Origin of the sequence: Kitasatospora sp. NPDC091335 (genome assembly GCF_044757205.1) — a bacterium.
Taxonomy (GTDB): domain Bacteria; phylum Actinomycetota; class Actinomycetes; order Streptomycetales; family Streptomycetaceae; genus Kitasatospora.
Genome location: NZ_JBIVUM010000010.1, coordinates 97,810 through 123,979, shown reverse-complemented (window position 1 = coordinate 123,979; position 26,170 = coordinate 97,810). Strand labels below are relative to the sequence as shown.

The 26,170-nt window shown below is 73.2% G+C and carries 25 protein-coding genes and 1 riboswitch; of the genes, 20 read left to right on the top strand and 5 right to left on the bottom strand.

Going from position 1 to position 26,170, the window contains the following annotated elements; all coding sequences use genetic code 11:
- Positions 1-139: 139 nt before the first annotated feature.
- Complete coding sequence (gene rpsD, locus ACIQOW_RS22025; protein WP_063346792.1) at positions 140-754, top strand: 30S ribosomal protein S4; 615 nt, start codon at positions 140-142, stop codon at positions 752-754.
- Positions 755-847: 93 nt separating this feature from the next.
- Here rpsD and ACIQOW_RS22020 read toward each other — a convergent pair whose 3' ends face one another.
- Both ACIQOW_RS22020 and ACIQOW_RS22015 read right to left on the bottom strand, forming a co-directional pair.
- On the bottom strand, positions 848-1,174 hold the full coding sequence (locus ACIQOW_RS22020; RefSeq protein WP_401087470.1) for a tetratricopeptide repeat protein: 327 nt from the start codon (positions 1,172-1,174) through the stop codon (positions 848-850).
- Between the two features lie 49 nt (positions 1,175-1,223).
- A complete protein-coding gene (locus tag ACIQOW_RS22015; protein WP_401087468.1) occupies positions 1,224-3,452 on the bottom strand; it encodes an ATP-binding protein in 2,229 nt (742 codons plus the stop codon).
- Between the two features lie 219 nt (positions 3,453-3,671).
- Between ACIQOW_RS22015 and ACIQOW_RS22010 the strand changes: the two genes are divergently transcribed.
- The 15 genes from ACIQOW_RS22010 (at position 3,672) to ACIQOW_RS21940 (ending at position 19,870) form a co-directional block, all read left to right on the top strand.
- Entirely contained in the window at positions 3,672-4,151 is a 480-nt protein-coding gene (locus ACIQOW_RS22010; RefSeq protein ID WP_188297207.1) for a DUF948 domain-containing protein, read from the top strand.
- 4 nt (positions 4,152-4,155) lie between these two features.
- Entirely contained in the window at positions 4,156-4,632 is a 477-nt protein-coding gene (locus tag ACIQOW_RS22005; RefSeq protein WP_401087466.1) for a DUF6167 family protein, read from the top strand.
- Positions 4,632-7,301 carry an alanine--tRNA ligase gene (alaS, locus tag ACIQOW_RS22000; protein ID WP_401087464.1) on the top strand — a complete coding sequence of 890 codons (2,670 nt, stop codon included), beginning with the start codon at positions 4,632-4,634 and terminating at the stop codon, positions 7,299-7,301. The genes ACIQOW_RS22005 and alaS overlap by 1 nt, the downstream gene beginning before the upstream one ends.
- Positions 7,301-7,780 (top strand): Holliday junction resolvase RuvX, encoded by a 480-nt coding sequence (gene ruvX / locus ACIQOW_RS21995; RefSeq protein WP_401087462.1) that lies wholly within the window; start codon positions 7,301-7,303, stop codon positions 7,778-7,780. Before alaS ends, ruvX begins: the two co-directional genes overlap by 1 nt.
- A gap of 138 nt (positions 7,781-7,918) precedes the next feature.
- On the top strand, positions 7,919-9,166 hold the full coding sequence (mltG, locus tag ACIQOW_RS21990) for an endolytic transglycosylase MltG (protein ID WP_401087460.1): 1,248 nt from the start codon (positions 7,919-7,921) through the stop codon (positions 9,164-9,166).
- Between the two features lie 188 nt (positions 9,167-9,354).
- On the top strand, positions 9,355-11,247 hold the full coding sequence (gene mltG, locus ACIQOW_RS21985; RefSeq protein WP_401087458.1) for an endolytic transglycosylase MltG: 1,893 nt from the start codon (positions 9,355-9,357) through the stop codon (positions 11,245-11,247).
- Positions 11,248-11,281: 34 nt separating this feature from the next.
- The gene (locus ACIQOW_RS21980) at positions 11,282-12,112 is read left to right on the top strand and encodes a shikimate dehydrogenase (protein WP_401087457.1); all 831 of its coding nucleotides are present in this window, start codon (positions 11,282-11,284) and stop codon (positions 12,110-12,112) included.
- Between the two features lie 194 nt (positions 12,113-12,306).
- Positions 12,307-13,491, top strand: coding sequence for a chorismate synthase (gene aroC / locus ACIQOW_RS21975; RefSeq protein ID WP_401087455.1), 1,185 nt, complete (start codon positions 12,307-12,309; stop codon positions 13,489-13,491).
- Entirely contained in the window at positions 13,488-14,009 is a 522-nt protein-coding gene (locus tag ACIQOW_RS21970; protein WP_401087453.1) for a shikimate kinase, read from the top strand. The genes aroC and ACIQOW_RS21970 overlap by 4 nt, the downstream gene beginning before the upstream one ends.
- Complete coding sequence (gene aroB, locus ACIQOW_RS21965; protein WP_188297216.1) at positions 14,002-15,093, top strand: 3-dehydroquinate synthase; 1,092 nt, start codon at positions 14,002-14,004, stop codon at positions 15,091-15,093. The genes ACIQOW_RS21970 and aroB overlap by 8 nt, the downstream gene beginning before the upstream one ends.
- Entirely contained in the window at positions 15,090-15,530 is a 441-nt protein-coding gene (gene aroQ / locus ACIQOW_RS21960) for a type II 3-dehydroquinate dehydratase (RefSeq protein WP_401087451.1), read from the top strand. The genes aroB and aroQ overlap by 4 nt, the downstream gene beginning before the upstream one ends.
- Before the next feature lie 70 nt (positions 15,531-15,600).
- The gene (locus tag ACIQOW_RS21955; protein ID WP_401087449.1) at positions 15,601-16,440 is read left to right on the top strand and encodes an AAA family ATPase; all 840 of its coding nucleotides are present in this window, start codon (positions 15,601-15,603) and stop codon (positions 16,438-16,440) included.
- Between the two features lie 79 nt (positions 16,441-16,519).
- A complete protein-coding gene (locus tag ACIQOW_RS21950) occupies positions 16,520-17,329 on the top strand; it encodes an Fpg/Nei family DNA glycosylase (RefSeq protein ID WP_188297219.1) in 810 nt (269 codons plus the stop codon).
- Between the two features lie 122 nt (positions 17,330-17,451).
- Entirely contained in the window at positions 17,452-17,778 is a 327-nt protein-coding gene (locus ACIQOW_RS21945; RefSeq protein WP_188297220.1) for a putative quinol monooxygenase, read from the top strand.
- A gap of 73 nt (positions 17,779-17,851) precedes the next feature.
- Positions 17,852-19,870, top strand: a complete 2,019-nt coding sequence (locus ACIQOW_RS21940; protein WP_401087447.1) for an AAA family ATPase — start codon at positions 17,852-17,854, stop codon at positions 19,868-19,870.
- 4 nt (positions 19,871-19,874) lie between these two features.
- On the opposite strand, the gene ACIQOW_RS21935 is transcribed toward ACIQOW_RS21940, so the two are convergent.
- Entirely contained in the window at positions 19,875-21,548 is a 1,674-nt protein-coding gene (locus ACIQOW_RS21935; RefSeq protein WP_401087445.1) for a hypothetical protein, read from the bottom strand.
- A gap of 51 nt (positions 21,549-21,599) precedes the next feature.
- On the bottom strand, positions 21,600-21,983 hold the full coding sequence (locus ACIQOW_RS21930) for a metalloregulator ArsR/SmtB family transcription factor (protein WP_188297222.1): 384 nt from the start codon (positions 21,981-21,983) through the stop codon (positions 21,600-21,602).
- Between the two features lie 81 nt (positions 21,984-22,064).
- A riboswitch (cobalamin riboswitch) is annotated at positions 22,065-22,279 on the top strand.
- 30 nt (positions 22,280-22,309) lie between these two features.
- On the opposite strand from ACIQOW_RS21930, the gene ACIQOW_RS21925 reads away from it, so the two are divergent.
- The gene (locus ACIQOW_RS21925; protein ID WP_401087442.1) at positions 22,310-23,437 is read left to right on the top strand and encodes a HoxN/HupN/NixA family nickel/cobalt transporter; all 1,128 of its coding nucleotides are present in this window, start codon (positions 22,310-22,312) and stop codon (positions 23,435-23,437) included.
- A 59-nt stretch (positions 23,438-23,496) separates the two neighbouring features.
- On the opposite strand, the gene rpmG is transcribed toward ACIQOW_RS21925, so the two are convergent.
- Positions 23,497-23,661: a 50S ribosomal protein L33 gene (rpmG, locus tag ACIQOW_RS21920; RefSeq protein WP_188297224.1), complete on the bottom strand. Its 165-nt coding sequence runs from the start codon at positions 23,659-23,661 to the stop codon at positions 23,497-23,499.
- A 259-nt stretch (positions 23,662-23,920) separates the two neighbouring features.
- Here rpmG and ACIQOW_RS21915 point away from each other — a divergent pair, with 259 nt between their 5' ends.
- From ACIQOW_RS21915 to nusB, 3 genes are all read left to right on the top strand, one after another.
- Positions 23,921-25,027, top strand: coding sequence for a M24 family metallopeptidase (locus ACIQOW_RS21915; RefSeq protein ID WP_401087440.1), 1,107 nt, complete (start codon positions 23,921-23,923; stop codon positions 25,025-25,027).
- Positions 25,028-25,103: 76 nt separating this feature from the next.
- Positions 25,104-25,667 carry an elongation factor P gene (efp, locus tag ACIQOW_RS21910; RefSeq protein ID WP_401087438.1) on the top strand — a complete coding sequence of 188 codons (564 nt, stop codon included), beginning with the start codon at positions 25,104-25,106 and terminating at the stop codon, positions 25,665-25,667.
- Between the two features lie 4 nt (positions 25,668-25,671).
- Positions 25,672-26,109 carry a transcription antitermination factor NusB gene (gene nusB / locus ACIQOW_RS21905; protein ID WP_188297227.1) on the top strand — a complete coding sequence of 146 codons (438 nt, stop codon included), beginning with the start codon at positions 25,672-25,674 and terminating at the stop codon, positions 26,107-26,109.
- Positions 26,110-26,170: the final 61 nt, after the last annotated feature.

Genomic DNA, 26,170 nt, shown 5'->3' with positions numbered 1-26,170 from the left:
TGTGACCAGCACTTCCGTGCCCGGCTCCGGAGAGCGGCTGATCCCATCGCGCAGGCGGCGGGGTTTTCTCCGGGTCGCGACATGCGACCTCCGTCAACACCTGGTGAAGCCGTATCCGTAAGCAAGGAAGGTTTGGTTCATGGCGAACCAGAAGCGTCCCAAGGTCAAGATCGCGCGTGCCCTCGGTGTGCCGCTGACCCCGAAGTCCGTCAAGTACTTCGAGGCCCGCCCGTACCCGCCCGGCCAGCACGGCCGTGGCCGCAAGCAGAACTCGGACTACAAGGTCCGTCTGCTCGAGAAGCAGCGTCTGCGCGCCCAGTACGACCTGAGCGAGAAGCAGATGGCGCGCGCGTTCGACCGCGCGAAGAAGGCCGAGGGCAAGACCGGTGAGGCGCTCGTCGCCGAGCTGGAGACCCGTCTGGACTCGCTGGTGCTGCGTTCGGGCATCGCCCGCACCATCTACCAGGCCCGTCAGATGGTCGTCCACGGCCACATCGAGGTCAACGGCGGCAAGGTCAACAAGCCGTCGTACCAGATGAAGCCGGGCTTCGTGGTCACCGTCCGCGAGCGCAGCAAGGAGAAGGTCCCCTTCCAGGTCGCCCGCGAGGGTGGCTACGCGGGTGAGGGCCAGACCCCGAAGTACCTCGAGGTCAACCTGAAGGCCCTGGCCTTCCGCCTGGACCGTGCGCCGCAGCGCAAGGAGGTCCCGGTGATCTGTGACGAGCAGCTGGTCGTCGAGTACTACTCGCGCTGACCCGGCTTCGCTCTTCGCGAGACCACCAGCGAGCCCCCGTCGCCCTTCGAGGCGGCGGGGGCTCGCCCCTTTTCCGTTCGGTCCGGTGCGCCGCTACCGGCTCTCGCCGGTCATCGCGGCGGCCAGTCGCAGGTGCGGGCGGGCCTCCTCGGCGCGGCCCTGGCGCTCCAGGACGCGGCCGAGCATCAGCCGGGCGTAGTCCTCGGCCGGGTCGGCCTCCAGGACGCGGAGCAGCTCGGACTCGGCGCGGCGCAGCTGGGCGGAGTGGTAGTAGCTGCGGGCCAGCAGCAGCCGGACGGAGAGGTTGGCCGGCTCTTCGGCCAGCACGCCTTCGAGCATGCGGGCCGCGTCGGCGTACGCCTTGGAATCGAAGTAGAACTTCGCCATGCGGTACTCGTCAGCGGCGTTGTGGACGGCCATGGTGCTCCTTCCGGGGTGGATCCTTGCCTGCTCAAGCAATCGGCAAGTTTCAACTATTCCGGGCCGTCGCGGACGTCGGAGCCGGCGGCACCGAGCGGGGCCCCGCCGTCAGCTCCCGGCCGTCCGCCGGGCCCCCGCCGTCGAGCGCCCGGGTGACCGCCGCGTCCAGGTCCAGCAGGGCGCCGGCCTCGTAGCACGTCTCGAACTCCTCGGTGGTCAGCCCGGCCCTGGCCCGCTCGGCGCACTCCTGGTGCGGGCCGAAGAAGTTCCGCGAGCCCAGGAACGGGTTGCCGACCGCGCGCCAGATCCGGTGCGCGGCCCCCTGCAGCAGCCGGGCCTCGCGCAGGTCGCCGGCATCGCCGGGGCCGCTCGGCTCGGTCTCCAGCAGCGCCAGCAGGTCGATGCCCAGCACGATGCCCAGCAGGTCGTGGAAGAGGTGGTTCAGCCGGACGCACTCCCTGGCCAGCATCCGGGCGGGCTGCACGGCGCCGTCCAGCCAGTGCGAGTACGCCGTGGCGTAGAGCGCGTACGCGTAGGCCCACTGCTCGCCGTGCTCCTCGCACAGCTCCCTGGCCTGGCCGAACCAGAGTTCGGCGCTGTCCAGGTCGCCCTGGAACAGGTAGGCCAGGCCCAGCTCCAGCATGGCCATCACCACGTTGCTGTTGAGCTCGCCGATGGTCCGGTAGTGCCAGAGCGCCTCCTCGAACAGCTCGGCGGCCCGGTCGGGGTCGTCGCCGACCAGGGCGACGCAGCCCTGGCGGTGGACGGCGTGGGCCAGTGCCCGGTCGTCGCCGGTGTCCAGGGCCTGGCGGCGGCACTCCTCCAGCGCCGGGCGGGCGCTGCCGAGGTCGCCCTGGAGGGTGGCCAGGTACCCGGTCACCCAGAGCGCCCTGGCCCTGGCCTCGGTGGGCTCGCGGTCCAGGGCGAGCGCGCGGTCCAGCCAGTGCCGGCCCTCGCCGAGGTGGCCGCAGCCGACCCAGTAGAACCAGAGCGTGCCGGCCAGCAGCAGGGCGATCTGCTCCTCGCCGGGCTCGGCGAGGCAGAACTCCAGTGCCGCGCGGAGGTTGGTGTGGGCGAGTCCGGTGCGCTCGGCGGTCTCGGCCTGGCGGGGGCCGAACCACTCGACCTCGCCCCAGGTGGCCAGGCCCAGGTACCAGTCCCGGTGGCGGCGCAGCAGCCGCTGCTCCTCGCCCGCGGCGCGCAGCCACTGGCCGCCGTACTCGCGCAGGGTGTCCAGCAGCCGGAAGCGCACGCCGAAGGGGCCGTCCTCGCGCAGCACCACGGACCCGGCGACCAGCTCGTCGAGCAGGTCGAGGACCTCCTCGGGCTCGATGCCCTCGCCGGCGCAGACGTACTCGGCGGCCTCCAGGTCGAAACCGCCGACGAAGGCCGACAGGCGGGCCCAGAGTAAACGTTCCTGCACGGTGCACAGCTCATGGCTCCAGCCGATCGTCGTGCGCAGTGCCCGGTGCCTCGGCAGGGCCGTCCTGGAGCCGCCGGTGAGCAGCCGGAAGCGGTCGTCCAACCGGGCCGTGATCTGCTCCACCGAGAGCGCGCGCAGCCGGCCCGCGGCCAGCTCCACGGCCAGCGGGAGGCCGTCCAGCCGGCGGCAGAGCTGGGTGACCGCCTCCGCGTTGGCCTCCGTGACCTCGAAGGCCGGCAGCACCGCCCTGGCCCGCTCGGCGAACAGCCGCACCGCGTCCGGCAGCGCGCCCGGCCGCGCCGGGCAGGCAGGCCCGGGGCCGACCGGCAGCGGGGCCAGGGCCAGCAGGTGCTCGCCCGAGGCCCGCAGGGCGGTGCGGCTGGTGGCCAGCAGCCGCAGGCCCGGCAGCGCCCGCAGCAGCGCGTCGGCCAGCTCGGCGCAGGCCTCCACCAGGTGCTCGCAGCCGTCCAGGACCAGCAGCAGGCGCCGGCCCTCCAGCCGCTCGGCCAGGACGTCCAGCGGCGGACGGGCGGTGCCTTCGGCCAGGCGCAGCGCCTCCAGGACGGCGTGGCCGAGCAGCAGCGAGTCCTGCACCGGGGTCACGTCCACCAGCCAGGCGCCGTCCGGGAACGGGCCGGCCGCCAGCACCGCCGCGCGCAGGGCGAGCCGGCTCTTGCCCACGCCGCCGGGCCCGGTGACGGTCACCAGCCGGGCCGAGGCCAGCAGGCCGGCCAGTTCGGCCAGCTCGTCCTGCCGCCCGACGAACCCGGTCACCTCGGCCGGCAGCCGTCCCGGCTCCGGCTCGGGCGGCCCCGCCGCGGGCTCGCCCGCCCGTGCTCTCCGGTCCCCGGCCAAGGGCTGCTCCCCGTGCTTCCAGGCCGGACCGTCGCGGTCCGGGCGTGCGTCGGGCCGTACGGGCGACGGCCTGCACGGCAGAACGAGGTGACCGGCCGGTAGGTTACGCGCGCGGATCGCACACCCGACCGGATCGCCGGGAAACAACCCGGTCCGGAAACCGGGCCCGGGCGCGATAGGGTTCCCCTGGAGAACAGCAAGGCGAGGGAGCGCGCAAAGGTGTCCGTGGGAGAGCTGGCCGGATTGCTCGTCGCCGTGTTCTGGGCGGTCCTGGTCACCCTGCTCGCCGTGGTGCTGGTCCGCCTCTCGCGGGTGCTCAAGGAGGCCACCGTCCTGGTCTCCGCGGTCACCGAGCAGGCCGTCCCGCTGCTGACCGACGCGGGCGCCGCGGTGCGCAGCGCCAACGAGCAGCTGGAGCGGGTCGACGAGATCACCGCCAACGTGCAGGACGCCGCCGCCAACGCCAACGCGCTCTCCTCCACCGTGGCCGCCACCCTGGGCGGACCGCTGGTGAAGGTCGCCGCCTTCAGCTACGGCGTGCGCAAGGCCGTCGCCCGGCAGCAGGGCGGTCTGTCGTCGGTGCCCGGGCAGGCCGGCGAGCGCGAGGAGCTGGCCCGGCTGATCCGGGCCGAGGTGCGCGCCGCGACCGCGCCCAGGAGCGGCCTGTTCTCCCGGGTCCGGCGCGCGGTGAGGGGCTGACGGCATGGTGCGACGCATCTTCTGGATGGCGGTCGGCGCCGGCGCCACCGTCTGGGCCATGAACAAGGCCAACGAGGCCGTGCACCGGCTCACCCCGGACAGCCTCTCCGGCACCGCCGCCCGCGGTGCGCTGCACCTGGGCGACCTGGCCAAGCAGTTCGCCCAGGACGTGAAGGCCGGCATGGCCGAGCGCGAGGAGCAGCTGAAGGACGACCTCGGGCTGCACGGCACCGCCGTGACGGAGCCCCGCGGCTCCCGCCCGTTGCCCGCCGCCCCGCACGGGCGGCGCTCCGCGCTGCCCCCCTCGGCGGAGCGGTACCGAGCTATCCCGGCGGTGCCCGGTCGCCCGGCCGCCGCCCTGCCTCCGTCCCGTACCCGCGCCGGATCCGACGGCGCCCGCACCACCCCCGAGACCACTGAAGAAACGCCCCGCCGCGCGCTGCCGCCGCGGGGCGGCATCCCGAACCGGAAGGACCACTAATGGAGTCGGCTGAGATCCGCCGCCGCTGGCTGCGCTTCTTCGAGGAGCGCGGCCACACCGTCGTTCCGTCGGCGTCCCTGGTCGCCGACGACCCCACCCTGCTGCTCGTCAACGCCGGCATGGTGCCGTTCAAGCCCTACTTCCTGGGCGAGGTCAAGCCGCAGTTCTCGCGCGCCACCAGCGTCCAGAAGTGCGTGCGCACGCTGGACATCGAGGAGGTCGGGAAGACCACCCGGCACGGCTCCTTCTTCCAGATGTGCGGCAACTTCTCCTTCGGTGACTACTTCAAGGAAGGAGCCATCAAGTTCGCCTGGGAGCTGCTCACCTCTCCCGTCGCGGACGGCGGCTACGGCCTGGAGAAGGAGAAGCTCTGGATCACCGTCTACAAGGACGACGACGAGGCCGAGCAGATCTGGCGTGACGTCATCGGCGTCCCCTCCGAGCGCATCCAGCGCCTGGGCATGAAGGACAACTTCTGGTCGATGGGCGTCCCCGGCCCGTGCGGCCCGTGCTCGGAGATCAACTACGACCGCGGCCCCGCGTACGGCGAGGAGGGCGGCCCGGCCGTCAACGGCGAGCGCTACCTGGAGATCTGGAACCTGGTCTTCATGCAGTACGAGCGCGGCCACGGCGACGGCAAGGACGGCTTCGAGATCCTCGGCGACCTGCCGAGCAAGAACATCGACACCGGCCTCGGCCTGGAGCGTCTCGCCGCCATCCTCCAGGACGTCGACAACCTCTTCGAGATCGACACCAGCCGGATGATCCTCGACCGCGCCGCCGAGCTCACCGGCCACGCCTACGGTGCCGACCACAAGTCGGACGTCTCGCTGCGCGTGGTCACCGACCACATCCGCACCGCGCTGATGCTGGTGGGCGACGGCGTCTCCCCGGGCAACGAGGGCCGCGGCTACGTGCTGCGCCGCATCCTGCGCCGTGCCATCCGCAACATGCGGCTGCTGGGCGCCACCGAGCCGGTGGCCAAGGAACTCATCGACGTCGCGATCAAGGCGATGGCCCCGCAGTACCCGGAGCTGGAGTCCGACCGCAAGCGCGTCGAGACGGTCGTCGTCGGCGAGGAGGCGGCCTTCCTCCAGACCCTGAAGGCCGGCACCAACCTGCTGGACGTCGCGGTCACCGAGACCAAGCAGTCCGGCGGCGCGGTGCTCTCCGGCGAGCAGGCGTTCAAGCTGCACGACACCTACGGCTTCCCGATCGACCTCACCCTGGAGATGGCCGAGGAGCAGGGCCTCCAGGTGGACGAGGCGGGCTTCCGCCGGCTGATGCAGGAGCAGCGGGACCGCGCCAAGGCGGACGCCAAGGCCAAGAAGATGGGCCACGCCGACGTCGCGGCGTACCGCGAGGTCGCCGACAGGTCCGGCGCCAGCGTCTTCACCGGCTACACCCTCACCGAGGGCGAGGCCACCGTGGTCGGCCTGCTGGTGAACGGCGTCCCGTCGCCGGCCGCCTCCGAGGGGGACGAGGTCGAGATCATCCTCGACCGGACCCCGTTCTACGCCGAGGGCGGCGGCCAGCTCGCCGACCAGGGCCGGATCCGGCTGGAGTCCGGCGCGGTGGTGGAGATCCGCGACGTGCAGAAGCCCGTCCCCGGTGTCGTCGTGCACTCCGGCGGGGTGCTGTTCGGCGAGGTCGTGCTGGGCGCCTCGGCGTACGCCACGATCGACACCGAGCGCCGCCGGGCGATCGCCCGCGCCCACTCGGCCACCCACCTGACCCACCAGGCGCTGCGTGACGCGCTCGGCCCGACGGCCGCCCAGGCCGGCTCCGAGAACGCCCCCGGCCGCTTCCGCTTCGACTTCGGCTCGCCCGCCGCCGTGCCCGGCAGCGTGCTGACCGACGTGGAGCAGAAGATCAACGACGTGCTGGGCCGCGAGCTGGAGGTCAGCGCCGAGGTCATGACGATGGACCAGGCCCGCAAGGCCGGCGCCATCGCGATGTTCGGCGAGAAGTACGGCGACGAGGTGCGGGTCGTCACCATCGGCGACTTCTCCAAGGAGCTGTGCGGCGGCACCCACGTCGGCAACACCGCCCAGCTGGGCCTGGTGAAGCTGCTCGGCGAGTCGTCGATCGGCTCCGGCGTGCGCCGCGTCGAGGCGCTGGTCGGCACCGACGCGTACAACTTCCTGGCCCGTGAGCACACCGTGGTCGCCCAGCTCACCGAGCTGGTCAAGGGCCGTCCGGAGGAGCTGCCGGAGAAGATCTCCGGCATGCTCGCCAAGCTCAAGGACGCCGAGAAGGAGATCGAGCGCTTCCGCGCCGAGAAGGTGCTGGCCGCCGCGGCGGGCCTGGCCGACTCGGCCGAGGACGTGCACGGCATCGCCGTGGTCGCCGCGCAGGTCGCCGACGGCGTGGGCGCGGACGAGCTGCGCAAGCTGGTCCTGGACGTGCGCGGCCGCCTCGGCGCGCGCCCGGCCGTGGTCGCCGCCTTCACCGTGGCGAACGACCGTCCGCTGACCGTGATCGCCACCAACGAGGACGCCCGCGGCCGCGGCATCAAGGCCGGCGAGCTGGTCCGGGTCGCCGCCAAGACCCTCGGCGGCGGCGGTGGCGGCAAGGACGACGTCGCCCAGGGCGGCGGCTCCGACGCGGCCGCGGTCGGCGAGGCCATCGCCGCGGTGCGCGGCCTGGTCGCGGAGCGCGCCAGCTGATGGAGCAGGAGGAGAGGCCCTTCCGGCGGGGGCGGCGGATCGCCGTCGACGTCGGGGACGCCCGGATCGGGGTCGCGTCCTGCGACCCCGACGGGGTGCTCGCCACGCCCGTGGAGACCGTCCCGGCCGGAGTGAAGTCGCAGGCCAGGATCGCCGCCATCGTCGACGAGTACGGCGCGATGGAGGTGATCGTCGGGCTGCCGCGCTCGCTCAGCGGCAAGGAGGGCCCGGCGGCGGAGAAGGTCAGGGCGTACGCGGCGCGGCTGGCCAACCGGCTCTACCCGGTGCCGGTGCGGCTGGTCGACGAGCGGATGTCGACCGTCACCGCGACCCACGGGCTGCGCGCGTCGGGGGTCAAGGCGAAGAAGGGCCGCTCGGTGGTCGACCAGGCCGCCGCGGTGGTGATCCTCCAGACCGCCCTTGAGTCCGAACGGGTGAGCGGACGCCCGCCCGGTGAGAGCGTCGAGACGGCCGGCTGACCGGTCTGATCTAACGTCCCGAAGAGGGGTCCGTGCGGACGCGTCCGCACGGACCCCTTTTTCGTTCGTTTCCATGTCCGTTTTGGATTGATTCGCGTCGATCCTGAACGCTCTGGGACCGCCGAGGGGACGCGAGCCATGACCGACCAGGACTTTCATCCGGGGCTCACGCCCGGGCACCTGGGTGCGCCGGTGCTGGAACCGGAGGGCCGCCCGCCGGGCGCGCCCCGTCCGCGCTTCGATGCGCCCGATCCGCACCGACGGCGTAACGGGCTGGCCTGCGGGCTCACCGCGCTGGCGCTGATCGCGGTCTTCGGCGGGATCGGGCTGACCGGGTACACCTGGGTCCAGTCGCAGCGCAAACCCCCGGTCGCCGCCGACTTCGCCGGGCAGGGCACCGGCAGCGTCCAGGTCTCGGTGCCGGAGGGCGCCGGCCTCGCCCAGATCGCGTCCGCGCTGGTGCGCAACGGGGTGGTGGCCAGCTCGCTCGCCTTCACCCGGGCCGCGAAGGGCAGCGCGGCGGCCGCCGGGCGGATCCAGCCGGGGACGTACACGCTCAGGCAGAAGATGTCGGCCGCGGCGGCGCTGGCGATCCTGATCGACCCGGCCAACGCCAACGGCCTGACCATCCCCGAGGGCTGGCGCGGCTACCAGATCTACGCGGCCATCGACAAGAAGCTGGACCTGCCCGAGGGCACCGCCCAGAAGACCGCCCAGGAACAGGGCGCGGACCTCGGCCTGCCGGACTTCACCAACGGCAGCCCCGAGGGCTACCTGTTCCCGGCGACGTACAGCGTCACCGAGGGCACCACCGCCTTCGACCTGCTGAAGCAGATGGTGGACCGGGCCGGGAAGGAGTTCAGCCGGGACGACGCCACCGTGGTCGCGCAGAACCTCGGGCAGAGCGAGTACGGGCTGGTCACCGTGGCCAGCATGGTCCAGGGCGAGGCCGACAACACCGAGGACATGGGCAAGGTCGCCAGGGTGATCTACAACCGGCTGGCCAAGGGCATGCCCCTGCAACTGGACTCCACCATCAACTACGCGCTCGGCCGTTCGACCCTGAACACCTCGGTGACCGACACCAGGCTCGACTCCCCGTACAACACCTACCTGCACGCCGGGCTGCCGCCGAGCCCGATCTCCAACCCGGGGCGGCAGGCGATCATGGCGGCGCTGGACCCGACGCCGGGGGACTGGCTGTACTTCGTCACCGTGAAGCCGGGGGACACCCGTTTCACCGACAGCTTCGACGTGCAGCAACGCAACGTGGCGGAGTTCAACGCCAACCGGGCGGCGGCCAAGCCGAGCGCCCCTGGCTCGGGGTCCCCGTCGGCGCCGGGCGGGTCCGGCGCACCGTCCGGCGCCGGTGCGGCGACCCCGTGACGGTGGTGTGTGCCGTCGGTGAGGTCGCTCACTGACGGTGCGTCCGCCCGGCCGGGGGTGAGGCTGCGGTACGGTAACGTCTCCCTCCAGGCGCTGCGCTAGCACGCCGGTTCGAGAATCAGCCGGGACGGCGTCGTCCCGGACGGCCGGTTCGATCCTCCGGCCGTCACCGTCGGTTAAGGGGATCGATGACCGATCTGGGTGGGGGCTACGGCCCCCAGGGCGAGCCGTGGCACCCCGGTGATCCCGGGTACGACGGCCGGCAGCCGGTCCCCGGCCAGCAGGACGGCCAGTGGCAGCAGCAGTACCCGCAGCAGGGCCAGCAGGTCCAGCAGCCGTACGGGGACGTGCAGCAGGGGTACGCGCAGCAGCAGCCCCAGCAGCAGATGGCGCCGCAGATGCAGCAGCAGATGATGGCGCAGCAGGGCTACCCCCAGCAGCAGCCCCAGCAGCAGATGGCGCCGCAGCAGGGCTTCCCCGGTGGGCAGCAGGGGTACCCGCAGCAGATGCAGCAGCAGGGCTACGCCCAGCAGGGGTTCATGCAGGGCCGGCAGCCCCAGCACCCGATGCAGCAGGGCTACCCGCAGCAGGTGCCCCAGCAGCAGGCGCCGGCGCAGCAGCAGGGGATGCCCCAGCTCGGAATGCCCCAACAGGGGATGTCGCAGCAGGGGATGCCGCAGCAGGCCGCGCAGCCCCAGCAGCAGGTGGCCCAACAGCAGCAGGCGCGGCAACAGCAGCAGGCCCGGCCGCAGCCGGCTCCCGCCCCGGCCGCGGGCCCCGGCCCGGACGGGATCGACTGGGAGGCCGAGGCCGCCGCGCTGGAGGCCGGCACCGGCCCGGTCGGCGGAGCGCGCGAGGACGCCGCGGACGAGTGGGACGGCCACGAGGACGGCCGCCACGAGGACGGCGGGTACCTGGAGGAGCAGCCCGAGGCGGGCTTCCTCGGGGACCGGGACGACTCCCGCGAGGCCCAGAAGAAGCGCAAGGAGAAGGGCAAGAAGTCGGGCCGCCGCAACGGCGGCGCCTGCCTGCTGGTCGCGATGGTGCTGCTCGGCGCCATGGGCGGGGCCGGCTGGTGGGGCTACGGCTTCTACCAGGACCACTTCGGCCCGGCGCCGGACTTCACCGGCGAGGGCACCGGCTCCGTCCAGGTCGAGGTCAAGAAGGGCGCGGTCGGCGGGCAGATCGGCCTGGTGCTGAAGAACGCCGGCGTGGTCAAGAGCGTCGACGCCTTCACCGGCGCCTGCAACGCCGAGCCCAAGTGCGGCACCATCCAGTACGGCTACTACGGGCTGAAGAAGGAGATGCCGGCCGCCGCCGCGCTCAAGGAGCTGCTAGCCCAGGCGGGCGGTGCGGCGATCGTGGTCCCGGAGGGCAAGAACTCCACCGAGATCTACACCCTGATCGACACCAAGCTGAAGCTCCAGCAGGGCACCACGGCGGGCGTCGCCAAGGCCCAGGTCAACGACCTCGGCCTGCCGCCGTACGCGAACGGCAACCCGGAGGGCTTCCTCTGGCCGACCCGCTACAACATCGCCGAGGGCATGAAGCCCGAGGACCTGCTCAAGCAGATGGTGAAGAACGCCACCGAGAAGTACGCCAACCTGGACTCCCAGGCCGCCTCGGTGGGCCTGAAGACGGGCTACGAGGTGCTCATCGAGGCGAGCATCCTCCAGCGCGAGGGCAACAACGCGGCGGACTTCGCCAAGATGGCCAAGACCATCCAGAACCGGCTGGCCGCCGGCGGCGAGATCAACCACCGGCTCGGCATGGACACCACGCTCCAGTACTCGTTGAACCGCAAGGAACTCAACAAGAAGGACATGGACGACGCGTCCAACAAGTACAACACCTACATCAACCAGGGCCTGCCGCCGACGCCGATCGCCAACCCCGGCGACGACGCGCTCAACGCGGTGCTGCACCCGGCGGACGGCAAGTGGCTGTACTTCATCGCGATGTCCCCGACCGAGACCAGGTTCGCGGAGACGAGCAAGGAGCACTACGCCAACGTCAAGGAGTACTGCACGGCGGCCGGGCAGAACTTCGACGAGGCCCGTGGCCACTGCACCACCAAGTAGCGACGGCCGGAAGACAGTTCGTGGAGAGGCAGCCTTGACCAGCAAGCACCGGGCGGCCGTACTCGGCTCGCCGATCGCCCACTCGCTCTCGCCGGACCTGCACCGGGCCGCCTTCGCGGCGCTCGGGCTGGACGGCTGGCGCTACGACCGCTTCGAGGTCGACGAGGCCGGGCTGCCGGGGTTCGTCGCCGCCCTGGACGAGGCCGAGTGGGCGGGGCTGTCGCTCACCATGCCGCTGAAGCGGGCGATCGTCCCGCTGCTCGACGAGGTCAGCGCGACGGCCCGCTCGGTGGACGCGGTGAACACCGTGGTCTTCACCGCCGACGGCCGGCGCACCGGGGACAACACCGACGTCCCCGGGCTGGTCAACGCGCTGCGCGAGCGCGGGATCACCGAGGTGCCCGAGGCGGCCGTGCTGGGCGCCGGGGCCACCGCCTCCTCGGCGCTGGCCGCGCTGGCCCAGGTGTGCACCGGCGAGGTGACGGTCTACGTGCGCAGCGCCGAGCGGGCCAGGGAGATGGCCGAGCTGGGCGAGCGGCTGGGCGTGGCCGTCCGGACCGCCGACTGGGAGCGTGGGGCCGGGGCGCTGGCCGGGCCGCTGACCGTCTCCACCACGCCGGCCGGCGCCACCGACGTCTTCGCCGACGCGCTGCCCGCCGGGCCGGGCGCGCTGTTCGACGTGCTGTACCACCCGTGGCCGACGGCGCTGGCCGCCGCCGTGGCCGGGCGCGGGGCGACCGTCCTGGGCGGGCTGGACCTGCTGGTGCACCAGGCGGTGCTGCAGAGCGAGGCCTTCACCGGGCGGGCCCCCGGGCCGCTGGCGGCGATGCGCGAGGCGGGGGAGAAGGCGCTCGCCGGGCGCTGAGCCGGGCGGCCCGGCCGTAGGGCCGGGGGTCGGGCCCGTCCTGCGACCGGTTTCCCGGCCGGATGGTGGCCGGTCGCCGTCCGTCACGCGGACTGTGCCGCCGGGTGCTCCTGGGGCATGAAAGGATTCAGCCACAAGGCACGCCCGGGCGGCCCCGGCGGTGCCGAGGCCGGTCCGCTGATGAAGGAGCTCCGTTGGGTACGTTGCGCTGGCTCACCGCGGGGGAGTCGCACGGCCCCGCACTCGTCGCGACGCTGGAAGGCCTGCCCGCCGGTGTACCGGTCACCACCGACCTGGTGGCCGACGCGCTGGCGCGCCGCCGGCTCGGTTACGGTCGCGGGGCGCGGATGAAGTTCGAGCAGGACCAGGTGACCTTCCTCGGCGGCGTCCGGCACGGCCTGACCATGGGCAGCCCGGTCGCGGTCATGGTCGGCAACACCGAGTGGCCGAAGTGGGAGCAGGTCATGTCGGCCGACCCGGTCGACCCCGAGGTGCTGGCGGGCCTGGCCCGCAACGAGGCGCTCACCCGCCCCCGGCCCGGCCACGCCGACCTGGCCGGCATGCAGAAGTACTCGATCGACGAGGCCAGGCCGATCCTGGAGCGCGCCAGCGCCCGGGAGACGGCCGCCCGGGTCGCGCTGGGCGCCGTCGCCCGCTCGTACCTGCGGGAGGTGGCCGGGATCGAGATCGTCAGCCACGTGGTCGAGCTGGCCGCCGCCAAGGCGCCGGCCGGCGTGGTCCCGCTGCCCTCGGACGAGGCCGCGCTGGACGCCGACCCGGTGCGCTGCCTGGACGCCGACGCCTCGAAGGCGATGGTCGCCGAGATCGACCAGGCCCACAAGGACGGCGACACCCTGGGCGGCGTGGTCGAGGTGCTGGCGTACGGCGTGCCGGTGGGCCTCGGCTCGCACGTGCACTGGGACCGCCGGCTGGACGCGCGGCTGGCCGCCGCGCTGATGGGCATCCAGGCGATCAAGGGCGTCGAGGTCGGCGACGGCTTCGAGCTGGCCCGGGTGCCGGGCTCGCAGGCGCACGACGAGATCGTCCCGACCGCCGAGGGCGTCAAGCGCACCTCCGGCCGCTCCGGCGGCACCGAGGGCGGCCTGTCCACCGGCGAGGTGCTGCGGGTGCGCGCCGCGATGAAGCCGATCGCCACCGTGCCGCGGGCGCTCCAGACCCTGGACGTGCGCACCGGTGAGCCGGCCAAGGCGCACCACCAGCGCTCGGACGTCTGCGCGGTGCCGGCCGCCGGCATCGTCGCGGAGGCGATGGTCGCGCTGGTGCTGGCGGACGCGGTCAGCGAGAAGTTCGGCGGCGACAACGTCAGCGAGACCCGTCGCAACGTGCAGGGCTACCTCGACAACCTGATCATCCGATGACCTCTCCCGTCATCGTGCTGGTCGGCCCGCCCGGCAGTGGCAAGTCCACCGTCGGACGGGTCCTGGCCGAGCGCCTGGGCGTCGGCTTCCGGGACACCGACGCCGACATCGAGGCGACGGCCGGCAAGCCGATCCCGGACATCTTCGTCGACGAGGGCGAGCCGCACTTCCGCGCGCTGGAGGCGGCGGCCGTGCGCGCCGCCGCCGAGGGGCACGACGGGATCCTGGCGCTCGGCGGCGGCGCGGTGCTGGCCGAGGCCACCCGCGCGCTGCTGCGCGAGCTGCCGGTGGTCCTGCTGGAGGTCCCGCTCGCCGACGCGGTCAAGCGGGTCGGCCTGGACGCCCCGCGCCCGCTGCTGGCCGTCAACCCGCGGGCCCGCTGGCGCGAGCTGATGGAGGCCCGCCGCCCCCTCTACCTGGAGGTGGCCACCGCCGTGGTCGACACCGCCGGGCGCACCCCGGAGCAGGTCGCGGACGCCGTACTGGAAGCACTGGAGCTGAAGACCCCCCATGACTGACACCACCGTCAGGATCCACGTCGGCGGCAGCGCCGGCCACGACCCGTACGACGTGCTGATCGGGCACCAGCTGCTCGGTGAGCTGGCGCCGCTGATCGGTCCCCGGGCCAAGCGGGTCGCGATCATCCACCCGGAGGCGCTGGCCGCCACCGCCGACGCCGTCCGCGAGGACCTGGCCGGCGAGGGCTACGAGGCGATCGCGCTCCAGGTGCCCAACGCCGAGGACGCCAAGAGCGCCGAGGTCGCCGCGTACTGCTGGTCGGTGCTCGGACAGACCGGCTTCACCCGCAGCGACGTCGTTGTCGGCCTCGGCGGCGGCGCCACCACCGACCTGGCCGGCTTCGTGGCCGCCACCTGGCTGCGCGGGGTGCGCTGGATCTCCATGCCCACCACGCTGCTCGGCATGGTCGACGCGGCGGTCGGCGGCAAGACCGGCATCAACATCGCCGAGGGCAAGAACATGGTCGGCGCCTTCCACCCGCCGGTGGGCGTGCTGGCCGACCTCGGCACCCTGGAGACCGTGCCGAAGCACGACTACGTCTCCGGCCTCGCCGAGGTCATCAAGTGCGGCTTCATCGCCGACCCGGCCATCCTCGACCTGATCGAGGCCGACCCCGAGGGCGCCAAGACCCCGGCGGGCCCGCACACCGTCGAGCTGATCCGCCGCGCCATCCAGGTCAAGGCCGACGTGGTCTCCGGGGACCTCAAGGAGTCCGGGCGCCGCGAGATCCTCAACTACGGCCACACCCTCGGCCACGCCATCGAACGCAACGAGCGGTACAAGTGGCGGCACGGCGCCGCGATCTCCATCGGCATGGTCTTCGCGGCCGAACTCGGCCGGCTGGCAGGGCGGTTGGACGACGAGACGGCCGACAGGCACCGCACCGTGCTGGCCTCGGTCGGCCTGCCGCTGAGCTACCGGGCGGACGCCTGGCCGAAGCTGCTGGACGCGATGAAGATCGACAAGAAGTCCCGCGGCGACCTGATCCGCTTCATCGTGCTGGACGGCCTGGGCAAGACCTCCGTGCTGGAGGGCCCCGACCCGTCCCTGCTGGTCGCCGCCTACGCGGAGGTCTCGGCGTGACCAGGGTGCTGGTGCTCAACGGCCCCAACCTGGGCCGGCTGGGCAGCCGCGAGCCGGACGTCTACGGCGCCACCTCGTACGCCGGACTGGTCGAGCGCTGCACCGCGCTCGGCCGGGAGTTCGGCTTCGAGGTCGAGGTGCGCGAGACCAACTCCGAGCAGCAGATGGTGGAGTGGCTGCACGAGGCGGCCGACGGGCAGCTGCCGGTGGTGATCAACCCCGGCGCGTTCACCCACTACTCGTACGCGATGCGGGACGCCGCCGCGCAGCGCACCGCGCCGCTGATCGAGGTGCACATCTCCAACCCGTACGCCCGGGAGACCTTCCGGCACACCTCGGTGATCGCCGCGGTGGCCTCCGGCACCATCGCCGGATTCGGGCTCGGCTCCTACGAGCTGGCGCTGCGTGCGCTGGCCGAGCAGCTCACCACGCGCTGAGGGTACGGGCGGTGGCCCGGCGGCGGACTGTGCCCGCTGCCGGGCCTCCGTGTAGTGTCCCCGCTGAGAGGTGTCGGGAGGTGTCGTGACGCAGTACGCCGGAGGCGGGCAGGTCCCGCCGCGTCCCGTCGCTCCGCCGGTGCCGCCGGGGGGCGGTCCGCGGGGGACGTCGTCGGGAACGCCGATCTCCGCTCCGCCGCCGGTCCGTCCGGCGCCCGCCCCCGCACCGGCTGCGCCTCCCCCCGCACCGGCGCCGAGCGCGCCGGTGCCCGCGGGAGGCACCGGGCACTTCGTGCTGCCGGCCGGGATGCCGGTCCAGCTGCCCACCCACCCGCCGCAGCGGCGCGCGCCCACCGGGCCGATCGCCGTCCTGCTGATCGGACCGGCCGGGGCCGGCAAGACCACCGTCGCCCGGTACTGGGCCGAGCGCAGGCCCACCCCGACCGCGCACATCAGCCTGGACGACGTCCGCGAGTGGGTGCAGTCCGGCTTCGCCAACCCGCAGTCCGGCTGGAACAACGCCTCCGAGGCGCAGTACCGGCTCGCCCGCCGCACCTGCGGCTTCGCCTGCCGCAACTACCTGGCCAACGGCATCTCCTGCATCGTCGACGACGCCGTCTTCCCGGACCGCCCGGCGATCGGCCTCGGCGGCTGGAAGCGGCACATCGGCCCCGGCATGATCCCGGTCGTGCTGCTGCCCAGCCTGGACTCGGTGCTGCACCGCAACGCCCGGCGCAGCGGCAACCGCCGCCTCGGGGACGAGGAGGTGGCCCGGATCCACGGGCGGATGGCCGGCTGGTACAACTCCGGGCTGCCGATCATCGACAACTCCGCCCTGGACGTCGCCGGGACGGCCGCCGAGCTGGACCGCGTCATCCTGGCCAGGCTGATGGGCGTCCCGGTCCGCTGACCCGCACGGTCGTGGAAGTGTCAGGGCCGGCTGCGATGATGGACGGGTCCTGTCGCAGCGCCCGGAGGAGCTGACGCCCGTGCCGGAAGGCCACATCATCCACCGCCTCGCCACCGAGAACCGGAAGGCCTTCGGCGGCCGCCCGGTCAGGGTCTCCAGTCCGCAGGGCCGGTTCGCCGACGAGGCCAAGGTGATCGACGGGCAGCTGCTCACCGGCGCGGAGGCCACCGGCAAGCACCTCTTCCTCGGCTTCGAGGAGGGCGGCTGGGTGCACGTCCACCTCGGCCTCTACGGCGGGTTCACCTTCGGCACGGGCCCGGCACCGGAGCCGGTCGGGCTGGTCCGGCTGCGGCTGGAGAACGAGGACGGCTACGCGGACCTGCGCGGCCCCAACACCTGTGCGCTCGTCACGGAGGAGCAGAAGGCGGCCGTCGCCGCCCGGCTGGGGCCGGACCCGCTGCGCGCCGACGCCGACGCGGAGGCCGCCTGGCGCCGGATATCGGGCAGCCGGACGACGGTCGCGGCGCTGCTGATGGACCAGAAGGTGCTGGCCGGGGTGGGCAACGTCTACCGGGCCGAGGTGCTGTTCCGCCACGGCATCGACCCGCACCGGGCCGGGCGCGACCTCACCCGCCGGGAGTGGGACGCGATCTGGGCCGACCTGGTCGCGCTGATGCGCGAGGGTGTCACCGCAGGCCGGATCGACACCGTCCGCCCCGAGCACACCCCCGAGGCGATGGGCCGTCCGCCCCGGGTGGACGACCACGGCGGTGAGGTCTACGTCTACCGGCGGGCGGCCATGCCGTGCCTGGTCTGCGGCACCGACGTGCGGACGGAGGAGCACGCCGCCCGCAACCTCTTCTGGTGCCCGAGCTGCCAGGCGGCCTGAGCGGAACCGGTCCTGTGTCGTAGGCGGCCCTGCTGACCTGCGACGATGGACACTGTGCTCGTCGAGCCGCCCGTCCCCGAACCCGTACCGCCACGTGTGAGCGTGGCGTGGAAGGAAGCCCCATGATCTTCATCACCGTCAAGTTCCCGGTCCGCCCCGAGCGCGTCGACGGCTGGCTCGACCTGGTCGACGAGTTCACCCGTGCCACCCGGAACGAGCCCGGCAACATCTTCTTCGAGTGGTCCCGCAGCGTCGACGACCCCAACGAGTTCGTCCTGGTCGAGGCGTTCCGCGACGGCGAGGCCGGCAAGGAGCACGTGGAGTCCGCGCACTTCGCCAAGGCCATGGAGGACCTGTCGTACGCGGTGGCCGCCAAGCCGCGGATCGTCTCCACCGAGATCCCCGGCATGGACGGCTGGGCTGAGATGGGGGAGATCACCCCCCGCTGACACCCGGAGTGCCCCTCCGGCCCGGCGCCCAGCCCGTAGGCTGGGGCCCGGGCCGGTCGGAGGGAGCGGGCAGATGGAGCGGCACGAGGTGGCCAACACCCTGTCGGGGGCCACGGTGGGCGGCCATGTGGTGCAGGCCGGGACCATCGGATCGCTGCACATCCACCAGCCCGAACAGAAGGCGAGACCTCGTCAGGTCCGGTCGCCGCACGGCCCGTTCGTCAACCGCGAGCCGGAACTCGCCGCCCTCGCCGAGGCCCTGGCCCCGGTCGAGGCGGGCGGACTCGGGATCGTGGTGTTCACCGGTCTGGGCGGGGTCGGCAAGACCGAGCTGATCGCCAAGTTCACCGAGGAGCACCGGGCGAGCTTCCCGGACGGCGACCTCTACGCGGACCTCCTCGCCTACCGGCACCAGGGCGGGGTGGACCTCCCCGAGCTGCTGGCCGGCTTCCTGCGCGCCCTCGGCACCGAGCCGCCGGCCGTGGAGGCCGAGCGGTTCACGGCCTTCCGCACCGCCACCGCCGAGCGCCGCTGCCTGTTCTTCCTGGACAACGTCGAACACGCCGCGGAGGTCCGGGCGCTGCTCCCGGCCCGCGGGCTGGTGGTGGTCGCGAGCCGGCGCCGGCTGCCCGCGCTGCGGACGGACGGCGCGCGGGTGCGGCAGCTCGGGCCGCTGAGCGCGACGGCGGGCGCCGAGCTGGTGCGCGGCTGGGTGGGCTCGGGGCGGGGCACCGACGGGGAGCTGGCGGAGCTGGTCGAGCTGTGCGGCGGACTGCCGCTCGCGCTGAACGCGGTCGGCAGCCAGCTGCTGGACCGCGACAGCCTGCCGGTCGGCCGGGTGGTGGCCGAACTGCACGACCGCGAGGGCAGGTTGGCGATGCTGGAGGACGAGGAGAACGATCTCGGCGCGACGTACGACCTGGTCTACGAACGGCTGTCGCCGGAGGGCCGGGCGCTCTACCACCTGATCGGCGTGCACCCGGGCCCCTTCGTGTCCGCCGGACTGGCGCGGGCGGTCGGCGTCCGGCGGGCCGAACGGGCGATCGGGGAGCTGCGCGGCGTCCACCTGCTGGACGAAGTGCTGGACGACGACGGCGAGGACCGCTTCCGGGCCCATGACGTGGTGCGGACGCACGCCTACGGCCGGGCGCGGGAACTGCCCGACCGCGAGGGGCTGCTCGCCGGAGTCGTCGCGTACTACCGCGGCCGGGCGTCGGCGGCCGACCGGGCGATGGCAGGGAAGCGGCTGCGCCTCCAGGAGCCGAGCGGTGACGACCTGCCCCGCTTCCCGTCCGGGACCGCGGCCCTGGAGTGGCTGTACGCCGAACGCGCCAACTTCCGCGCCGTGGTGGAGGCGGCGGCCGAGCAGGGCCGGCACGGCGAGGTGTGGCGGCTCTGCGAGTCGCTCTGGCCGCTCTACCACGGCCGGAAGCTCTACCAGGACTGGATCGCCGCCCACCGGCTCGGCATCGAGTCGGCCCAGTGGGACAACCGGCCGGCCGCCGTGGTCCGGATGCGCAACCAGCTCGCCAGGGCCCACTTCGAGCGCGGGGAGCACCGGCTCGCCGCCGAGCAGTTGGCGCTCGCCACGGAGCTGGTCCCGCTGGTGACCGACCGTCAGGTGGTGGGGGTGCTCTACGAGACGGACGGTCTGCTCTGCCTGGCCGACGGGCGCCCGGCCGACGCGGTGGAGCGGTTCACCCTGGCCCTGGTGGCGAACCGGGGCGACGACCACGGCGAGATCGTCCAGAGCTACAACGTGGCGCAGGCGCTGATCGCCGACGGCCGTCCCGGGGAGGCGCTGGCCCTGCTGGCCGGGGCCACCGCCCAGGCGGGGCGGACGCGGGACGAGGACATGCTGATGAAGCTGCCGCTGGTCCGCGCCCGGGCCCACCGGGCGCTCGGGCAGCTGGACCTCGCCGTCGCCCAGGCGGACGACTGCGCCCGGCAGGCCAGGGAGCGGAGCCAGTACGCCAAGGAGGCGCAGGCGCACACCCTGCTGCTCGGCCTCGCCGAGGAGCGGGGCGACGTGGAACTGGCGGAGCGCAGCCGCGAACGGCTGCGGGAACTGGCCGGTCAGGGCCCGTCCTAGGAGCCTACGGGCCGGTACTGAAGGACACCCGGGTACGGTGGCCGCCGGTGCGGACGGTGAGTCCGTGGTCGGGGAGGCCGGCCGGGTCGCCGCCGTCGGCGAGCCAGGAGGCGACGGCGGAGCCGAGCAGCAGCGGGTCGATGCCGGGGTCGGGGCGGCCCCAGTCCGGTTCGGCGCGGGCCTCCAGCAGCGGGCCGCCGCGCAGCCGCAGCAGGTGGCGGGCCGGGCCGAGGGCGGCCACCGCGACGGCGAGGCCGGGCAGTTCGGCGGCGGTGTCGGCGAGCCAGCGGGTGGCGGGGCGTTCGGCGTGGGCCTCGGTGCGGGCGAGCACCTCGGCGGTGTGGCGCAGGGCGTCGCCGGGGTGGTCGTCGGTGAGGGCGTGGAAGCCGCGCGGGGTGTGGTCGCGCGGGTCGAAGGGGTAGCGCCGGAGGCTGACCTCGGTGCCCTCGCTCACTCCCTCGACGTCGTACGCGGTGGGCCCCTCGGCGGTCGCGGGGCGCGGAACGGGCCTGGGGTAGGGCGGTACGGCCGGTTCGTCCGCGGGTTCGTCGAGTCCGTCCAGGAAGGAGTAGAGCAGCGGGCGCAGCAGGTGGGCGGATTCGCCCTGGTGGGCGAGCGAGCGGCCGGTGACGCCGCTGAGGTCGGCCGGGCCCCGGGCCAGGGCGAGTTCGAGCTGGGCGGCGAGGTCCCCGTCCGGGTCGAGGACGGGCGCGGCCTGGCCGAAGGCGTAGCCGGGGGAGTGCGGGTCGAGTTCGGCGGCGCCGGTGGCGACGAGCACGGTGTGGTGTTCCAGGGCGGCGCCGTAGACGGTGACCGAGCCGTGGTCGCCGATCACGCAGTCGGCGGCGACGAGTGCGGCCTGCCAGCCCTGGTGGGGCGGGATCAGGCGCAGGCCCATCCGGCGGGCGTCGTCGAGCAGCGCCTCGGGGTCGTGGCGGCTCCAGACGTTGGGGTGCAGGACGACGGCCACGGTGTACTCGTCGGCGGGCAGCCGGCGGACCAGCCGCTGGGGGAGGTCGGGGTGGCGGCCGAGCAACGAGTGCCCGCTCCAGGTGGAGCTGACGACGACGAGCCGTCGGCCGCCGGTGGCGCCGAGCGCGGCGCGGTAGCCGTCGCGGGAGCGCCGGCTGGTGAGCATCCGGTCGAAGCACGGGTCGCCGACGACCCGGGCGACGTCCAGCGCCTCGGGGCAGGAGACCCGAAGCCGGTCCAGCTGCTCGGGGTGGGAGAGGCCGAGGACGTCCACGAACACCCGTCCGCGGTGGGTGAGTTCGTTGCGGGACAGGCCGGCGGCGGTGACCGTGTCGCCGGTGGACTCGGTGACCAGGCGGTTGTAGCCGACGCCGTGCGGGAGGACGACGAGGCGGGCGTCCAGGCGGTGCATGGAGGAGTGGACGGCGCAGGCGACGGCCAGGTCGAAGCGGTGCCGGACGGCGTCCTCCCAGTCCAGCACGGTGAAGCCGGGCAGGCCGCGCAGGTAGTCGTCCAGGGCGCGGTCGGCGAAGGCGGAGCCGGGGTTGACGGTGAAGTACCGCTCGATGCCGTCCGGGCTCAGCAGGGTGAGGACGTCCAGGACCCGGGTGGCCGAGGTGAGGGTGCGGGCGACCGCCAGCACGCGGGCCCTGACCGGTCGGGTGCTCCAGCGGTCGGCGGGCCAGGCGTGGGGGTGGGACGGCACACCATGATCGTACTCATCCGGCTCCGCCGCGGCACGGTTTCCGAGTGGGGGTCAGCCCGCCGCCGCGCTGGGCTCGTGGTGCTCGGCGGCGGCGCACTCGTCGAGGAGGGGGCGCATGGCCTCGTCCACGAGCCGGTAGCGCACCACTCGTCCGTCCCGGTCGCCGGTGACCACCCCGGCGGTGCGGAGCAGGCGCAGGGCCTGGGAGACGGCGGGGTCGCGCATGCCGGTGGCGACCGCCAGGTCCGTCACGGCGAGCGGGCCGGCCCGGTGGAGGGCGAGCAGCAGGGCGAGGCGTCCGGGGTCGGCGAGCAGCGAGAAGCGCTCGGCCCAGGTCCGGACGTGCGCGGGATCGCCGATCGCGGCGATGGCCTCGCAGACCCGGTGCCCGTCGATGGTGCGGTGGCCCACGCGGTCGGCAGGTACGAGATGCATGCCGGCATTCTCGCAGGCAAGGGTCTGTGATCCTGGACACCTGCGCACGTGCGCAGCCTTGCACGGGTCGGGCGGGGCCCCTACGGTGTAGCCCGCCGTGGTGCTCGGGAAGACCGGTGACGGACCCTCAGGGGTCCCCAGTCCGGAGCGGCCCTCGCCACTGTGATCGGGTCGTTCCTCCGCCCGCGGAGGAGCGTCGTCCGTACCCATGGAGCCACTGGGTGCCCCGCGCACCTGGGAAGGCGGGTACGGGCGTCCCGTAAGCCAGGAGACCGGCCACGGCATCTCACGAGGTTTTCCACGAGGTGCTGGAGCGTGATCCGCAGATGACCCTGCCCGAAACCGTTGCCGCCGGGGCGAATCCGGCGCCCTCGGTGCTGCCCAGCTTCCAGTGGCGGCGCGAGGACACCATCCGTACGGCCGGGCTGATGGGGGTGATCCTGGCCATGCACGTGGTGGCCTTCGGGACGCTCCTCTTCCTGGTCGCGCCCGAGAAGTACGAGGTCGGCACCCAGGTCTTCGGGGTGGGCCTGGGCGTCACCGCCTACACCCTCGGGATGCGGCACGCCTTCGACGCCGACCACATCGCGGTGATCGACAACACCACCCGCAAGCTGATGGCGGACGGCAAGCGCCCCGTCTCGGTGGGCTTCTGGTTCGCCCTCGGGCACTCCTCGATGGTGGTGCTGATGGCCGCCCTGGTGGCGGGCGGCGCGCAGCTGGCGAACACCCTGATGGACGACGAGTCGGCCACCCACAAGTGGCTCGGCGTGGTCGGCACCACCACCTCCGGCGTGTTCCTCTACCTGATCGGCGCGCTCAACCTGGCGGCGCTGCTCGGCATCCTCAAGGTGTTCCGTTCGATGCGCGCCGGGCAGTACGACGAGAAGGAGCTGGAGGCCCACCTCGACTCGCGCGGCTTCATGGCCCGGGTGCTGAACCGGGCGACCCGTTCGATCACCAGGCCGGGCCAGATGTTCCCGGTCGGCATGGTGCTGGGCCTGGGCTTCGACACCGCGACCGAGGTCACCCTGATGGTGATGGCCGGCTCGGGCGCGGCCTCCGGGCTGCCCTGGTACGCGATCGTCTGCCTGCCGCTGCTGTTCGCGGCCGGGATGAGCCTGTTCGACACCCTGGACGGGACGTTCATGAACTTCGCGTACCAGTGGGCCTTCGCCAACCCGGTGCGGAAGGTGTACTACAACCTGACCATCACGGGTCTGTCGATCGCGGTGGCCTTCATCATCGGCACCATCGAGCTGGTCGGGGTGCTGCACGAGAAGCTGGACCTGACCGACCCGGTCACCGGGTTCGTCGCCGAGATCTCGCTGGACAACGTCGGGTACGCCATCGCCGGGCTGTTCGTGGTGGTCTGGGCGATCGCGATCGGGTACTGGAAGCTCGCCCACGTCGAGAAGCGCTGGACGCCCGGCCAGGGGGCACAGAAGCACTGACCCGTGCGCGGAACGGCGCCTCCCCGCGCCGGGGGGAGGCGCCGTCCGGGTGGGCGGGGTCAGCGCTCCTCGCGGAAGTCGACGTGCCGGCCGGCGGCCGGGTCGAACTTGCGCAGGACCATCCGGTCCGGGTCGTTGCGGCGGTTCTTGCGGGTCACGTACGTGAAGCCGGTGCCGGCGGTGGAGCGGAGCTTGATCACCGGGCGCAGTTCGCTGCGGGCCATCGGGCGTCCTCCTGGGGCCAGGGGCGGCGGGTCCCGGTCGGTGGACCGAGCCCGTGCGCCGAAATGGAATTCATTTCCACCCCGTCCAACGTGGGCCCGGCCCCGCCCATTCCCGGCGTCCGACGCCCGGGGGAGCGGGGAACCCGGCGCGTGCCCGAGGGGGAGGGCACGGAAGCGCGGGGGGCGCGCAAGGGGTACTGGGGGTTCTGTCGGGGGTGCTCGGCGGGCGCTTCGGGCCGGGGGTTCGTAGGCTCGACGCATGGCGGATGCGTACGCGGGGCGGCGGGAACGGGTGAGGGAGCACTGCAGTGCGACGGGGGCCGATGCGGCCCTGGTCACCCGTGCGGCGAACGTGCGGTACCTCACGGGCTGCGCGCCCTGTGGGGCGACCCTGCTGCTCACCAGGGAGAGAGCGCTGCTCGCGCTGCCGGACGACCTGCCCCCGGACGACTCGGGGGAGCACCTGATCGCCCCGGACGTCGCCCGGATGCCGGTGGCGACCGGAGCGGACACCGCGCTGGCCGCCGCGGCCGCCGCCGCCAGGTCCGGTGTGTCGGGCCTGGCCGTGGAGGAGCACGACCTGACCGTCAGCAGGCACCGGGCGGTGGGGGGCCTGGCCGAGGGGGCCCGGCTGGTGGACCTCGGCCGGGTGGTCGAGGGGCTGCGAGTGGTCAAGGACGAGCACGAGATCGCCGACCTGCGGATCGCCGCCGAGATCGCCGACCAGGCGCTCGGCGAGCTGCTGGAGTCGATCCTGGTCGGCCGCACCGAGCGGCACCTGGCGATGGAGCTGGAGCGCCGGATGATCGACCACGGCGCCGACCGGGCCGCCTTCCCGGTCTCGGTCGGCACCGGCAGCCACTCCGGCCAGGCCGCCCACCAGCCGACCGACCGCCGGGTGGAGGAGGGCGACTTCCTGACCGTGGTGATGGGCGCCCAGTACCGGGGCTACGGCGTCTCCACCGCCCGTACCTTCGTGATCGGCGCAGCCCCCGCGCCCTGGCAGGTGGAGCTGCACCGGCTGGTCTTCCGGGCCCAGCGGGCCGGGCGGGAGGCCCTCGGACCAGGAGTGGAGCAGTGCGTGCCCGACCGGGCCGCCCGGCAGGTGCTGGAGGCGGCCGGCCACGCCGAGGCCTCCCCGCACCCGGTGGGCCACGGCATCGGGCTGGAGATCCGGGAGGCGCCGCGCCTCGGTCCGTCGGACATGGGTAAACTGGACAGCCGCGTGCCGGTCACCGTCGGCCCAGGGGTCCACCTCCCGGGCAAGGGCGGCGTCCGGATCGAGGACACGCTCGTCGTGCGCCCCTTCGAAGAGGGCGGGCCCGAGCTGCTCACCATCACCACCAAGGAGCTCCTCGCCCTGTGACCGCGGCCCTCCGGCCGTCGGCGGCAGGACGCGAACCTTGGTTCCTTGACAGCTATATCCAGGAGTAAGTGCGCCCGTGGCTTCCACGAACGATCTCAAGAACGGCATGGTCCTCAAGCTGGACGGCGGCAAGCTCTGGTCCGTCGTGGAGTTCCAGCACGTCAAGCCCGGCAAGGGCCCGGCCTTCGTGCGTACCAAGCTGAAGGAGGTCCTGACCGGCAAGGTCGTCGACAAGACCTTCAACGCGGGCACCAAGGTCGAGACCGCCAACGTCGACAAGCGCACCATGCAGTTCTCGTACAAGGACGGCGAGAACTTCGTGTTCATGGACATGAGCACCTACGACCAGCTGACCATCGAGCCGCTCGTCGTCGGCGACGCCGCCAAGTACCTGCTCGAGGGCTTCGAGGCCACCGTCGCGCAGAACGAGGGCTCGGTCCTCTACATCGAGCTCCCGGCCGCCGTCGAGCTGGTCATCGCCGAGACCGAGCCGGGCGTCCAGGGCGACCGCTCCACCGGTGGCACCAAGCCGGCCACCCTGGAGACCGGCGCCGAGATCGCCGTCCCGCTCTTCGTCACCACCGGCGAGAAGGTCAAGGTCGACACCCGCGACGGCAGCTACCTCGGCCGGGTGAAGTAAGTCCGTGTCGGCCGCACGCAGCAAGGCCCGTACCCGGGCCTTCCAGATCCTCTTCGAGGCCGACCACCGCGGGGTAGACCCGCAGCGGGTCCTCGCCGACTGGGTGGCCCGCGCTCGCGAGCCCAAGCCCGACGAGGGCACCCCGCAGGTCGGTGAGTACACCATGGAGCTCATCGAGGGGTACGTCCAGCACGCCCGTCGCATCGACGACCTGATCGAGCAGTACGCGGTGGGCTGGACGCTCGACCGGATGCCGATCGTGGACCGCAACGTCCTGCGGCTCGGTGCGTACGAGCTGATCTGGGAGGACGGCGTCCCGGACGCCGTCGTCCTGGACGAGTCCGTCGAGATCGCCAAGGAGTTCTCCACGGACGACTCCCCGGCCTTCGTCAACGGCCTGCTCGCCCGCTTCCTGGAGCTGAAGCCGAGCATCCGCCGCTGACGGATCGACCTCGTGGGTCGACCTCGCGGGTCGACCCCGGGGATCGGCCTCACGGAACGAC